The organism is Rhodoplanes azumiensis (assembly GCF_042682915.1).
Classification (GTDB): domain Bacteria; phylum Pseudomonadota; class Alphaproteobacteria; order Rhizobiales; family Xanthobacteraceae; genus Rhodoplanes; species Rhodoplanes azumiensis.
The window spans coordinates 48904-62445 of the sequence record NZ_JBHUIW010000015.1 but is presented as its reverse complement, the minus strand read 5'-3'; the positions used below and the strand labels follow the sequence as shown (position 1 = coordinate 62445).

Genomic DNA, 13542 nt, shown 5'->3' with positions numbered 1-13542 from the left:
GGTCGCCTTGGCCGGCTTCGCCGGCTTGGTCGCCTTGGCCGGCTTCGCCGGCTTGGTCGCCTTGGCCGGCTTCGCCGGCTTGCTGGTCTTGCCGGCACGGCTCCCGGCCGTGGCCGCCTTCGGGGCGGATGTCTTGGCGGCTGACTTGCGCGTCTTCGGCTCGGCGGCAGCCGCGCCTTTCGACGGCTTGGCGCCCTTCGCGCCCGTCTTCTTCTTCATCGGATTCCGGGATGCCTTGGCCATGGGACCTCTTCGTCGGCCTTCGTCTTTGTCAGGGACTCGGTTGATCGATCTCGCCCGTGACCGCGGCGGCGGCGACGGGCGGCGGGGGAACGCTCACGTCGGACGAGGCCGGCGCGGCGATGTCGGCCGGCGGCGTCGGCGCCGGACGGCGGACGATCCGGCGCGGCTTCGCCGCCGGCTCGGCAGCGGCGGACTCGGCAGCAGCCGGAGCAGGGGCTTCGGCGGCCGGGGCGGGAGCCGGGGCGGGCGCGGCGACGCGTTTACGGGCCGCGGCCTTCGCCGCCGGCTGCTTCGCGGCGGGCTGCTTCGTGGCAGCGGTCGGCTTCTTCGCCGGTGTCTTCTTCGCCGCCGGCTTTTTCGCGGTCGTCGTCTTGACGGCAGTCGTCTTCACCGCGGTCTTCTTCGAAGCGGTCTTCTTCGAAGCGGTCTTCTTGGGGGCGGCCGCCTTCGCGGCGGGCTTGCGGGCGGCGGTCTTCTTCACGGCCGGCTTCTTCGCGGCGGACTTCTTCGCCGCCGGCGCCTTCGCCGCGGTCTTCTTGGCCACCGGCTTCTTCGCCGCGGTCTTCTTCACGGCCGGCGCCTTGGCGGCCGCCTTCTTGGTCGTCGCGGACTTCGCGGCGGCCTTGGCGGGCTTGCCGGCGGCCTTGGCGGTGGACGTCTTGGATTTGGCCTTCGGAGCGGCCTTCTTCGCGGTCTTTGCCATGTGGGATGCTCCCGATCTCGACTGGGCTCGGCGTTACGGCAACGAAACGGCCAGGATCATCGAACACCGAGAAGAACCGTGCGGGGACGCGGACGACGTCGCGGCGCTCCTGTCGGGCACACCGGATTCGACCATTCCGCGATGCTCCATGGCCATCGGCGCTGGTCCCGATCGTCCGTCCGAGGCGATCGCTCGGCGTGCGCGACCGGGAGTGCGAAGCCCGCGGCGATCGTTGGATCCTTGGGAGGAGCCGACCTCGTCGGCAGATGACCGCATCGGGCGCGTTCTTCTCGATAGTCACGATCTTGCGCTCGCGCAACCGATTCGCCAACCGAGCCGCACGCTTTTCATGTCATGTGGCAAGTCATGTGGATCGTGAGCGAACGACAGCGCGCGCTCCATCTTTCATGACGACACCGCGCTTGCAATGCCTTTCGTGCGATCTCACGCGCGCGGCGCGACGTTCGAGAGCGTCACGCGGGCGGCGTCCGCGGCGATGCGTCGCCCGCGACGATGCCGGCGAGCGCCGCCGGCTTCGGGCCGCCCGTCGCCCAGTCGACCAGCGCGACCGGATGCACGACCGGGATCGCCGTCGCGCCTGCGAGCTGCGTGATGCAGCCGATATTGCCGGCCGCGATCACGTCCGGCGCGAGGCTTTCCAGGTTGGCGATCTTGCGGTCGCGCAGGCGGTCGGACAGATCGGGCTGGAGGATATTGTAGGTGCCGGCCGAGCCGCAGCACAGGTGCCCCTCCGGCACGTCCCGCACCGTGAAGCCGAGCCGCGCCAGCACCTCCTTGGGCTGCCGCACCACCTTCTGGCCGTGCTGCAGCGAGCACGGCGCCTGGTAGGCGACCGAGAGGGCCGGCACCGGCGCCCGCTTCATGTCGCCGAGCCCGTGCAGCACCTCGGAAATGTCGCGCACCAGGCCGGCGACCCGCGCCGCCGTGTCGGCGAAGGCCGGATCGGCGCGCAGCATGAAGCCGTAGTCCTTCATCGTGGTGCCGCAGCCCGACGCGGTCGAGACGATCGCATCGAGGCCGGCGCCGTCGATCTCTGCCGCGAAAGCGGTCACGTTGGCGCGCGCCGCGGCGAGCGCGTGCTCCTCGTCGCCCATGTGGTGGGTGACCGAGCCGCAGCAGCCTTCGCCCGCCGGCAGCACGACGTCGTAGCCGTGCCGGGTCAGCACCCGGATGGTGGCGGCGTTGATGTCGGGCGACAGCACCCGCTGGACGCAGCCGGACAGGAGACCGACGCGGCCGCGCCGCGTCCCCTCCGCCGGAAACACCCGGCCCGAGGGCGTCGGCGCCGGCAGCACATGGGAAGGCGCGAGCCGCAGCATCGCGGCGACGCGCGAAAACCCGGCGCGGGCGAGCAGCGGCGCCAGCGGCTTGCCGAGCGTCGCGGCGGCGCTCGCCAGGCGGAACAGGCGCGGGTTCGGGATGGTGCGGGCGAGCAGCGTGCGCAGCGCCCGCTCGTGCCACGGCCGCCGATAGGTCTGCGCGATGTGGGTGCGGGCGTGGTCGACCAGGTGCATGTAGTGCACGCCCGACGGGCAGGTGGTCATGCAGGACAGGCAGGAGAGGCAGCGGTCGATGTGCTTCGCCTCCTCGGGCCCGGCGGGGCGGTCGGCCTCCAGCATGTCCTTGATCAGGTAGATGCGCCCGCGCGGCGAATCCAGCTCGTCGCCGAGCAGCACATAGGTCGGGCAGGTCGCCGTGCAGAAGCCGCAGTGGACGCAGGCCCGCAGGATTTTGTCGGCCTCGGCGATGGCCGGGTCGGCCAGCTGGGCGAGAGAGAACTCGGTCCTCATGACGCGCTCACACCCCCGCCCACATCCGCCCGGGGCACAGCACGCCGCGGGGATCGAAGCTCTCCTTGATCCGCCGGGTCAGCACCGCGAGCGGTCCCGGCTGCGGCTCGAACACGTCGACCACGGCGCGCACCGCCGCCGGTGCCCGGATCAGGGTCGCGTGGCCGCCGCAGCGCGCCGTCGCGGCCCGCACGGCCGAGGCACCCGCGTCCGCCGCACCGGCGTCCGCCGATGGGGCGACCGCCGCCCACACGAGCCCGCCGGCCCAGTCGAACAGCACCTCGGCGTCGGTGGCGGCGGCGATCAGCGCCGCGATCTCGGCGCCGCGCGACGGCGCCGTCGAGATGCGCCACACCGGCCGGTCGGCCTCCGGCGTGCCGGAGGCGGCGAACGGCGTGACGTCCCGCACGGCCTTCCACAGGGCGCGCGAGGCGTCCAGGGCGAGGCCCTCGCAGGCGCCGTGTGCGGCGAGGAGACGCAAGAGTCCGTCGCGGCGATGGGCCACCGAAGGTCCGACGCCTTCCAGCCGGAGCGCCGTGACGGCGCGGTCGTCCGGCAGGCCGGCGACGGCGGTGCGGGCCGCGACGCCGGCCGGCAGATGGGCGGCGCCCGACACCTCGAAGGGCGAGCCCATGGCGGCCGCCATGGCGGCGACCGCCGCCTCGGGCATGAGCCCGAGCAGGAGCACGCTCGCCTCGGTCTCGGCCCGCGGCAGCGTCTTGATGGTCACGTCGGTCAGCGCCGCGAGCGTCCCGAACGAGCCGGCCATCAGCTTGGAGAGGTCGTAGCCGGTGACGTTCTTCACCACCCGGCCGCCCGCCTTGAAGGTCTCGCCGCGCCCCGACACGGCGGAAAAGCCGAGGACGTGGTCGCGCGCCGCCCCGGCCTTCAGGCGGCGCGGGCCGGACAGGTTGGTCGCCAGCACGCCGCCGAGCGTTCCTTCGCCGGGCGCGCCGCCGAGCAGCGCGGACAAGTCCATCGGCTCGAAGGCGAGCGCCTGGCCGTTCTCGGCGACCAGGGCCTCCACGACGGCGATCGGGGTGCCGGCGCGGGCCGAGAGCACCAGCTCCTTCGGCTCGTAGAGCGTGATGCCGGCGAGGCCGGACAGGTCGAGGGTGGCGTCGGTCTGGGCCGGCCGGCCGAGCGCCCGCTTGGAGCCGCGCCCGATCACCTCGAGGGTCTTGCCGGCGCCGAGCGCCCAGCGCACGGCCTCCTCGGCCTCGGCGGCATCGCGGGGAACGAGGGGGGCCGTCATGGCGTAACGCTTCTTGTCGTTCCTCTCTCACGAGGAACTCGCTCGGGCACGCAACTGAGGAAGGGAACGCGAAGGCTGCGGCGCCCTCGTTTCACCTCTCCCCTGCGGGGAGAGGTCGGAGTTCGCGCGACTGCGCGAACTCCGGGTGAGGGGGGGCCGCCCTCTCGATGACCCATCGGCGTCGGCACCCCCTCACCCCAACCCTCTCCCCGCCGGGGAGAGGGAGTCGCGCCGCGCTCGCCGCACGGCCAGAGGACGACCACATCGCTGCTTGTGGGCCGAGCCTTTCGTCGTGACGGTGAGTGCCGCGCCATAGCGCAAACCATCCGATGCATCAGAACCTCGGAATGTCGGGGAACGGCAGCCTGCCGCCGGAGACGTGCATGCGGCCGAGCTCGGCGCAACTGGACAGCTCCGGGAAGACCTTGCCGGGGTTGAGCAGGCCCTTCTGGTCGAAGGCACATTTGAGCCGCTGCTGGTGGTCGAGATCGACGGTCGAGAACATGGTCGGCATCAGGTCGCGCTTCTCCACCCCGACGCCGTGCTCGCCGGTCAGCACGCCGCCGACCTCGACGCACAGGCGCAGAATGTCGGCCCCGAACGCCTCGGCGCGGGCGAGCTCGTCCGCGTCGTTGGCGTCGTAGAGGATCAGCGGGTGCAGGTTGCCGTCGCCGGCGTGGAACACGTTGGCGCAGCGCAGTCGGTACTTCTCGGACAGCTCGCGGGTGCGCTGCAGGACATAGGGCAGCTTGGCGCGCGGAATGGTCCCGTCCATGCAGTAGTAGTCGGGCGAGATGCGACCGACCGCCGGGAACGCCGCCTTGCGGCCGGCCCAGAACAAGAGCCGCTCCTCCTCGGAGGCCGACACCCGCACCGTGACGGCGCCGCAATCGCGGGCGATGCCCGACACGGTCTCGACCAGGTGGTCGCACTCGGCCCGCGGCCCGTCGAGCTCGACGATCAGGATCGCCTCGACGTCGAGCGGGTAGCCGGCGTGGACGAACTCCTCGACGGCCGCGGTGGCGAGCCGGTCCATCATCTCCATGCCGCCCGGGATGATGCCGGCCGCGATGATCTTGCCGACGCAGTCGCCGGCCGCCTCCGGGGTCTCGAAGCCGATCAGCAGGGCGCGCGCCGTCTCCGGCTTCTGCAGGATGCGCACCGTGACCTCCGTCACCACGCCCAAGAGTCCTTCGGAGCCGGTCACGACTCCCAAGAGGTCGTAGCCGCCGGCGTCGAGATGGGCGCCGCCGAGCCGCACCACCTCGCCGGTCATCAGCACCATCTCGCAGCCGAGCACGTTGTTGGTGGTCAGCCCGTATTTGAGGCAGTGCACGCCGCCCGAGTTCTCGGCGACGTTGCCGCCGATCGTGCAGGCGATCTGCGAGGACGGGTCGGGCGCGTAGTAGAAGCCGGCGTGCTCGACCGCGCGCGTGATGGCGAGGTTGGTGACGCCCGGCTCGACCACGGCGACGCGGTCGGCGAAATCGATGCGGCGCACCTTGTTGAACTTGCCCATGCCGAGCAGCACGCCGTCGCCGAGCGGCAGCGCCCCGCCCGACAGCGAGGTGCCGGCGCCGCGTGGCACCACCTTGACGCCGTTGTCGAAGCAGAAGCGCAGCACCTGCGACACCTGCTCCGTGGTGCTGGGCAGCACGACGACCAGGGGGAGCTGGCGATAGGCGGTGAGCCCGTCCGATTCGTAGGGCCGCATCTCGCGCTCGGTCGCGATCACGCCCTCGCCCGGCACGATGCGCCGCAACGCCGCGACGATGTCGTCGCGTCGCGCCAAGACGGCGGCGTCGGGCGCCGGCATCCGCACGCTCATGGACGGTTCTCCCGGGGGTCGTTGTTCTCGTTGCCTCCACTCTACAGCCAATTGACCGGCGGCGAACAGGACCGGCATGATCGCACCGGCCGCGCTTTGGCGCCGGCCGCGCAGTCTTCCGCTCTCGTGTCTGGCCCGGCACCGGACCTTACCGGCAGTCCCGGGCGACCCGTTCATTCAGGAGTAGACCTTTGGAAATTCGTTCGATCATGGCGGCGATCGCCGCGTCCGCGGCCCTCGTCGCGGCGACCACGGCGGCGCCCGCCCAGGAGGCCCCGAAGGCCTTCGCCCAGTGCAAGGCGTGCCACAAGGTGGAGGCCGGCAAGAACGGCGTCGGTCCGTCGCTGTTCGGCATCTACGGCAGCAAGCTCGGCCAGGTGGCGGGCTTCAAGTATTCCGACGCCCACCTCAAGTTCGCCCAGCAGACGGTCGACGAGGCGTTCCTGACCAAGTATCTGGCCGACCCGAAGGGCACGATCCCGGGCAACAAGATGGTGTTCGCGGGCCTGAAGAACCCCGACGACGTCAAGGCGGTGATCGCCTATCTCAAGACCGTGAAGTAAGCCGACCCGGCGGCCGCGGCCGGTGCCTCCGGGGCCGGCCGTGCCCCTCGCGTCGACCGGCACCGCCGCGGCCGGCGGCGGCGCCGCCCCCCCTGATCGCTGGTCACGGCGGGCCGTCCTGGGCTCGCGGCCCTTCGGGCTTTGACCCCCATCAACACCGACGCCGGCCCGCCTTCTAGCATCGACCCCTGCAACGAGAGGACGCCGGCCGGCCGGGACCGGTCCGCGCGTCACGGGAGTGAAGCATGATCAAGGACATCGTCGTGAACCTCGCGCTCGTCGCCGACCACGATCCGGCGGCGGCCTTCGCGATCTCGATCGCGCGCACCTTCGGGGCGCATGTCACCGGGGTGGTGTTCGTCTACGATCCGGTGATCTCGCCGAGCATCATGGACGGGGTGTCGGCCGAGTGGATCGACGCCCAGCGCGACGAGAGCCTGACGATGGCGCAGACCGCGATCGCGCGGTTCGACCGGGCGGCCGAGCTCGCCGGCGTGCAGGCCGGCCACCGCATCATCGAGGCGACGCTCGGCGGCGCCACCGACATGTTCGGCCGCATCGCCCGGCGCTTCGATCTCGCCGTGGTCGGCCAGCGCGAGCCGGACCGGATGTCGCCGGCCGACCTGTTCGCCGAGGGTGCCCTGTTCGAGTCCGGCCGGCCGGTCGTGATGGTGCCCTACATCCAGAAGGACGGCCTCGCGCTCGATCGCGTGCTGATGTGCTGGGACGGCAGCCGCACGGCGGCCCGCGCGATGGGCGACGCCCTGCCGTTCCTGGCCCGCGCCGCCCAGGTCGACGTGGTGATCGTCGCCACCGGCCGCTCGAAGAGCGACGAGATCCCCGGCGCCGATGTCGGCCACCACCTCGCCCGCCACGGCATCAAGGTCGACGTCAAGCGCATCGTCGCCGAGGACGTCGACGTGCCGAACACGATTCTGTCCTACGCGGCCGACGTCTCGGCCGATTTCATGGTGATGGGCGGCTACGGCCACTCGCGGCTGCGCGAGTTCGTGCTCGGCGGCGCGACCCGCGGCATCCTCGGCTCGATGACGGTGCCGGTGCTGATGTCGCATTGAGCGTCCGAGCGACGCGACGACGATCGCGAGCCGCGGGGATGCGAGAGATTTCAGTTTCACCTCTCCCCGGCGCGGAGAGGTCGGATCTCGCGCCATCGCGTGAGATCCGGGGGAGGGAGGCCGAGCCATCCCACGGACGCCGTAAACCCTCACCCCGACGCGCCATGCGCGTCGCCCTCTCCCTGAGCGAGAGGGTGACAGGGGCCGCGACCATCCCGTTTCAAAAACGAATGCCCGGCGCGAGGCCGGGCATGTCGTCGGCGCGGGGACTCGCGCTCAGTGCACCGTGTGACGGCGCGGCGGCAGGACGGCCTGATCGAGGGCCAGGCCGTCGAGGCGCTCGGCATAGGGGCAGAAGGCGGGCGCGCGGCTGACGGCGACGGGTGCGCGAGCCAGCCAGTCGCTGCACAGCTCGGCCGAGCGGCAGGCTTGGCAGGAGCGGATGACGCTGCCCAGCGTGCGGCCGAAGTAGCTGTCGACCTCCTCGTCGCACTCGATTCCCAGCCGTTCCATCATCTCACCGATGTTGGCGGAAAATCGGTCGAATCTGTCGAAATCACGCATCGTCGTCTCCGCGGCGTGGCATCGTTCGGCCGCCACCGTGGACATCCTGGATAATCCGGATTCGACCGTCCTTGATCTTAGGCAACCGGGTTCTTGATCTGCAGCAAACGCCGGCCGTCACCCGCCATGACCGTCTCAGAGAGGGATAATGATTCGGCTTTCGTGATTTTCAGATCAAGTCAAGTCAAGGGCTTGGCTCGGCCTGACTCTCGAAAGCCGGGAACCATTTTCAGCCTCTCAGGCGGCGTCCTCGGCCGGCCATGGCGCTTGCACGACGAGGCCGCGGGCGCGCGCGTCGACCACGCCGAGCGCCCGCAGCACCAGGAGCACCACGGCCTGGACGGCGTCACGCTGCTTCGCCGGATCCGCGTCGACCGAGGCGGCCGGGCCGATCAGCGCCTCGACGAGGGCGCCGAGAATCGCGTCGGCGGCGATCCGCACGTCCTGCTCGGGCAGCCGGCCGGTGGCGATCGCGGTCGTGATGCAGCCCTCGATCACGCCCGTGATGGCGCGCCGGCAGGCGAGCCGCTGCGCCTCGATCTCCGACTCGACCGGCTCCGCCAGCACCGCGAAGACGAGGCGGCGCTGGCGCAGCGCCCGGCCGGCGAAGCTCGTCACCGCGGCGGCGAGCCCGGAGAGCGGCCCCGGTGCAGCGCCGGCTGCCTTGGCCATCGCGGCGACCTCCTGCTCGCTGACCTGCTCCAGCAGGGCCGCGACGAGATCGGCCTTGGCCGGGAAGTAGCGGTAGACCGTGCCGGCCGCGATGCCGGCGCGCTCGGCGACCGGCACGATCTGCACGCCGGCGAGCCCCTGGGCGCTGGCGACGGCCCGGGCCGCGGCGAGAATATCGTCGCGGCGGGCGGCGAGGCGCTCGATGACCCGTTCGGTGCGGCGGTAGGGCATGGGTCGGGTCTCGGCGATGATTTTTTCGCAAACAAGATATGAGTCGAGATTCAGACCCTGCCGCGCCCGGCCCGGTCATGCAAGCAAAACCGCACCGGCGCCCCGTCTCCGAGATGCCACCGAGACGAGGGCGGGTCGGGTCCGTGCCCGCGGCTACGCGCCCTGCGCGGCCAGCGCCTTCGCGCGGATGCCCTGGAGCGTCGCGGTCGGCGTGATCGCCTCCGGGTCGATCTTCAGATGCAGGATCGCCGGCAGCCCGGACTCCTGCGCGGCCCGGAAGGCCGGGGCGAACGCCGCCGTCGTCGCGACCGTCGCGCCGAACCCGCCGAACGCCCGCGCATAGGCGGCGAAGTCGGGATTCGTCAGCGTGGTCGCCGAGACGCGGCCCGGATACTCGCGTTCCTGATGCATCCGGATCGTGCCGTAGAGGCCGTTGTCGCAGACCAGGACGATGATCGGCAGCCCGTATTGGACGGCGGTCGCGAGCTCCTGCCCGTTCATCAGGAAGTCGCCGTCGCCGTTGACCGAGACGACGGTACGGTCGGGATGGAGCCGCTTCATCGCCACGGCGGCGGGCACGGCGTAGCCCATCGAGCCCGAGATCGGCGCCACCTGTGTGGCGAAGCGGCGGAACCGGTAGAAGCGGTGAATCCAGCCCGCGTAATTGCCGGCCCCGTTGGTGACGAACGCGTCCGGCGGCAGGTTGTCCCGCAGCCACAGCATGACGTGACCGAGGTTCACCCCGCCCGGCACCGCGGTCGGTGTCTCGGACCAGGCGAGATAATCGGCGTGGGCCGCCGCCGCTGCGCCGGCCCACGGCACGCGCTCGAGCGGCGCGAGGCTCGCCGCGGCCGCCGCGAAGGCGGCCGGCGTCGCATTGATGGCGAGATGCGGGCGATAGACCTTGCCGAGCTCGTGCACGCCCGGATGGACGTGCACGAAGGTCATCTGCGGCCCCGGAATATCGATCAGCTCGTAGCCCTGCGACGGCAGCTCGCCGAGCCGCCCGCCGACCAGCAGCACCAGGTCGGCGGTCTTCACCCGGTCGAGCAGCTTCGGGTTCGGCCCGATGCCGAGATCGCCGGCGTAGCAGGGATGCAGCGCGTCGACGAGATGGGCGCGGCGAAACGTGGTGGCGACCGGCAGGTCGAAGCGCGTGGCGAAGGCGGCGATCGCCCGGCAGCCCTCCGCGGTCCATCGGCTGCCGCCGAGCAGCAGCACGGGGCGCTGCGCGCCGGCCAGCATGTCGCGCAGCCGCGCGAGATCGGCGGCGCCGGCCGCGATGTCGACGGGCACGAAGGGCGGCGCCGGCGGCGCCTCGATGCGCTCGACCAGCACGTCCTGCGGCAGCGCCACGACCACGGGGCCGGGCCGCCCCGCCGTCGCCTCGTAGAAGGCGCGCGAGACCAGCTCCGGCATGCGGGCCGGATCGGTGATCTCCACCACCCATTTCGCCATGCCGCCGAACATCGCCCGGTAGTCGACCTCCTGGAACGCCTCGCGCTCCTTCTGGTCGCGCCCGACCTGGCCGATGAACAGGATCATCGGGCTCGAATCCTGCTGGGCGATGTGCACGCCGGGCGAGGCGTTGGTGGCGCCGGGGCCGCGCGTCACGAAGCAGACGCCGGGCCGCCCCGTCGCCTTGCCGACCGCCTCGGCCATCATGGCGGCGCCGCCTTCCTGGCGGCACACCGTGACGGCGATGTCGCGATCATGGAAGGCGTCGAGCACGGCGAGATAGCTCTCGCCGGGGACACAGAACACGTGCTGCACGTCGTTGACGACGAGCTGGTCGACCAGCGCTTCGGCGGCCGTGCGCAGATTGCCTTGCGGACGCATGTGAGAACTTTCCCGGGATGGGGGCGACGGAGGCCCGGCACGCCCCGCGGGCGCGCGAGGCGATCTTCGCGGCCGGCGCGGAGCTGTCAACGGGCCGTGTAAGCCGGGTGTAAGTCGCTGCACCTAATACGTCTTTTCAATGCGGCAATCCGGTCACGCCGGTGTGGATTCGTGGCGCGATGCGCCGCCGCCCTGACGACCGAGCGGTTAATTCGTAGTAAAGACCCGACGACGGCATGCGGCACGGGAAGAACACATCGCATCGCACAGGTGCGCGGCTGCACGCCGGGGGTGTCGAACGAGAGTGCAGGACGAGATGGTTGCAACGACGAGGCGGCGCGCCGCGGGCGCGGACGAGCGACCGATCTGCCGGGGGCGGCTCGGATCGATGCTCGGTCTCACGGCGCTCGCGCTGGTGCTGACGGCGGCGAGCCCGGCGTTCGCCGACACGCTGCAGGCCGCGCTGGTGCGCGCCTATCAGACCAATCCGGTGCTCAATGCCGAGCGGGCGCGTCAGCGCGGCACCGACGAGGACGTGTCGATCGCGCTGTCCGGCTATCGGCCGCAGATCGCCGCGGCGCTGAGCCCGAGCCTGATCGCGCTGCGCGACCTCTTGCCCGGCGGCGACACCCAGCGCGCGACGCTGCGCGGCTACACGGCGCAGGTCACCATCACCCAGGTGCTGTTCAACGGCTTCCGCACCGGCAACCAAGTGCGGCAGGCCGAATCGCAGGTGCTGTCCGGCCGCGAGGCGCTGCGCGGGGTGGAGCAGTCGGTGCTGCTCGATGCCGTGACGGCCTACATGAACGTGGTCGCCAACCAGTCGCTGGTCGAGGCGCAGCGCGCCAACGTGACGTTCCTGCGCGAGACGCTCGCCACCACCCGCAAGCGGCTCGACGCCGGCGACGTGACGCCGACCGACGTCGCCCAGGCGGAGGCGCGGCTCGCCCGTGGCAATGCCGACCTCAACGCCGCCGAGGTCGCGCTGGCGATCGCCCAGGCGACCTACGAGCAGGTGATCGGCGCTCCGCCCGGCCGTCTCGCCGCGGCCGAGCCGATCGACCGGCTGCTGCCGCGCGGCCGCGACGAGGCGGTCTCCCTCGCCCGCCGCGACAACCCCGCCGTCAAGGGGGCCCAGTTCGACATCGACGTCTCGCAATACGCCATCAAGATCGCGGAAGGGGCGCTCTACCCGACCCTCATGGCGCAAGCCGGCCTGCAGCGCGACCGCAACACCGATACGACGCTCGGCTCGAAGGGGACCGACCAGGCCTTCCTGACCGGCAGCCTGAACATCCCGATCTACGACGGCGGTCAGGCGGCCGCGCAGGTGCGCCAGTCGAAGGAGGTGCTGACCCAGGCCCGCATCGTGCTCGACCGGGTGCGCACCCAGACCAACACGGCGACGATCGCGGCCTGGGTGACGCACGAGGGTGCCAAGGTGGCGCTGGCGGCGGCCGAAGCCGAGGTGCGGGCCGGCACCATCGCGCTCCAGGGCGTGCAGCGCGAGGCGCAGGCCGGCCAGCGCACCACGCTCGAGGTGCTGAACTCGCAGCAGGATCTGACCCAGGCGCGCTCCCGCCTGATCCTGGCGCAGCGCGACCGCGTCGTGGCCTCCTACACGCTCCTGTCGACCATCGGCCGGCTCGACCACAAGACGCTGGCGCTGGCGACGCCGAGCTACGAGCCGCAGGTGCATTATCAGCAGGTCCGCGACGCCTGGCACGGCCTGCGGACGCCCGACGGGAAGTGAGACGCCGTCGTTCGGGGGCGCGTCGACCCGAGTGCGCCACCCCGGAAGGGTTGCCGAAAGGATCAGGCGGATGTCACGTCGTGCCAGCGTCCTTCGATCCTGAGACTCACCGTCACCCTGAAGTGCTCGGGCAAGGCCCGGGCACCCCAGGATGACGGGTCGAGGTTCAGAACCGCCGATCTCAGGCGTCCGCCTCTCGGATCAGATAGCCGACGCCGCGCACCGTGTGGATCGTCACCCGGGCACCGAGCTCGCCGAGGTGCTTGCGCAGGCGGTGGACATAGACCTCGACCGCGTTGGCCGACAGCTCGCCGTCGGATCCGGCCAGCTCGTCCTCCAGCACGCGCTTGGTGGCGACGCGGCCCTTGCGGCGCATCAACGCTTCGAGCAGCACCAGCTCGCGTGACGAGAAGACGTGCGGCGCGTCGTCGACCTGCACCTGCCGGGTCGCCGGATCGAACGTCACGTTGCCGACCACGAGGGCGGGGCCGTGCAGTTCGCGCGGCCGCCGGGCGAGCGCCTCCAGGCGGGCGATCAGCTCCTCGAACGCGAACGGTTTGATCAGATAATCGTCGGCGCCGCAGCGCAGCGCCTCGACGCGATCGTCGATGCCGGAGCGGGCGGTGAGGACCAGCACGGCGGTCGGATCGTTACGGGCGCGCAGGCCGCGCAGCACCGACAGCCCGTCGGCGTCCGGCAGGCCGAGATCGAGAATCACGACGGCGAAGCGGTGCGTCGCGAGGATGTCCCGCGCGTCTCCGCCGGTCGGCACGTGATCGACCAGATGGCCGGACTTTCTCAGGCCACCGACCACGAGACCGGCAAGCTCCTCGTTGTCCTCGACGACCAGCACGCGCATGCGACGACGAGCCTCCCGCAGCGAACCGAGGTTCCTGTCCGCAGATGTAACGGACCGGCGCGGCTCCCGGAAGAGACCGTCGGCCACGGCGCCGCGCGAATGAAGATCCTCGTCAGGATGGCGTAAGCGGGGTGTAAGGGCACCC

Annotated in this window: 11 protein-coding genes and 1 pseudogene; 4 read left to right on the top strand and 8 right to left on the bottom strand. The window is 71.4% G+C overall.

Annotated features, from left to right (window positions below):
* A pseudogene (locus ACFSOX_RS13695) lies at positions 1-243 on the bottom strand (adenylate kinase); the annotation flags it as partial.
* 56 nt (positions 244-299) lie between these two features.
* Between ACFSOX_RS13695 and ACFSOX_RS13690 the strand changes: the two are divergent.
* Positions 300-1325 (top strand): hypothetical protein, encoded by a 1026-nt coding sequence (locus ACFSOX_RS13690; protein WP_378478373.1) that lies wholly within the window; start codon positions 300-302, stop codon positions 1323-1325.
* Between the two features lie 94 nt (positions 1326-1419).
* Here the strand turns inward: ACFSOX_RS13690 and glcF are convergent, their stop codons facing one another.
* The 3 genes from glcF to ACFSOX_RS13675 all read right to left on the bottom strand — a co-directional run bounded on the left by glcF (position 1420) and on the right by ACFSOX_RS13675 (position 5840).
* Positions 1420-2757 carry a glycolate oxidase subunit GlcF gene (glcF, locus tag ACFSOX_RS13685; protein WP_378478372.1) on the bottom strand — a complete coding sequence of 446 codons (1338 nt, stop codon included), beginning with the start codon at positions 2755-2757 and terminating at the stop codon, positions 1420-1422.
* A 7-nt stretch (positions 2758-2764) separates the two neighbouring features.
* Positions 2765-4012 carry an FAD-binding protein gene (locus ACFSOX_RS13680; protein ID WP_378478371.1) on the bottom strand — a complete coding sequence of 416 codons (1248 nt, stop codon included), beginning with the start codon at positions 4010-4012 and terminating at the stop codon, positions 2765-2767.
* 334 nt (positions 4013-4346) lie between these two features.
* Positions 4347-5840, bottom strand: a complete 1494-nt coding sequence (locus ACFSOX_RS13675; RefSeq protein WP_378478370.1) for an FAD-linked oxidase C-terminal domain-containing protein — start codon at positions 5838-5840, stop codon at positions 4347-4349.
* A gap of 191 nt (positions 5841-6031) precedes the next feature.
* On the opposite strand from ACFSOX_RS13675, the gene ACFSOX_RS13670 reads away from it, so the two are divergent.
* Complete coding sequence (locus ACFSOX_RS13670; protein WP_378478369.1) at positions 6032-6403, top strand: c-type cytochrome; 372 nt, start codon at positions 6032-6034, stop codon at positions 6401-6403.
* Positions 6404-6648: 245 nt separating this feature from the next.
* Entirely contained in the window at positions 6649-7479 is an 831-nt protein-coding gene (locus tag ACFSOX_RS13665) for a universal stress protein (protein WP_378478368.1), read from the top strand.
* 276 nt (positions 7480-7755) lie between these two features.
* Here the strand turns inward: ACFSOX_RS13665 and ACFSOX_RS13660 are convergent, their stop codons facing one another.
* From ACFSOX_RS13660 to ACFSOX_RS13650, 3 genes are all read right to left on the bottom strand, one after another.
* Positions 7756-8043 carry a DUF6455 family protein gene (locus tag ACFSOX_RS13660; protein ID WP_378478367.1) on the bottom strand — a complete coding sequence of 96 codons (288 nt, stop codon included), beginning with the start codon at positions 8041-8043 and terminating at the stop codon, positions 7756-7758.
* 237 nt (positions 8044-8280) lie between these two features.
* Positions 8281-8946, bottom strand: coding sequence for a TetR/AcrR family transcriptional regulator (locus ACFSOX_RS13655; RefSeq protein ID WP_378478366.1), 666 nt, complete (start codon positions 8944-8946; stop codon positions 8281-8283).
* Positions 8947-9099: 153 nt separating this feature from the next.
* Positions 9100-10785, bottom strand: coding sequence for a thiamine pyrophosphate-binding protein (locus ACFSOX_RS13650; RefSeq protein ID WP_378478365.1), 1686 nt, complete (start codon positions 10783-10785; stop codon positions 9100-9102).
* A gap of 388 nt (positions 10786-11173) precedes the next feature.
* Here ACFSOX_RS13650 and ACFSOX_RS13645 point away from each other — a divergent pair, with 388 nt between their 5' ends.
* Complete coding sequence (locus ACFSOX_RS13645) at positions 11174-12538, top strand: TolC family outer membrane protein (protein ID WP_378478364.1); 1365 nt, start codon at positions 11174-11176, stop codon at positions 12536-12538.
* Between the two features lie 181 nt (positions 12539-12719).
* Here ACFSOX_RS13645 and ACFSOX_RS13640 read toward each other — a convergent pair whose 3' ends face one another.
* On the bottom strand, positions 12720-13397 hold the full coding sequence (locus ACFSOX_RS13640) for a response regulator transcription factor (RefSeq protein ID WP_378478363.1): 678 nt from the start codon (positions 13395-13397) through the stop codon (positions 12720-12722).
* Positions 13398-13542: the final 145 nt, after the last annotated feature.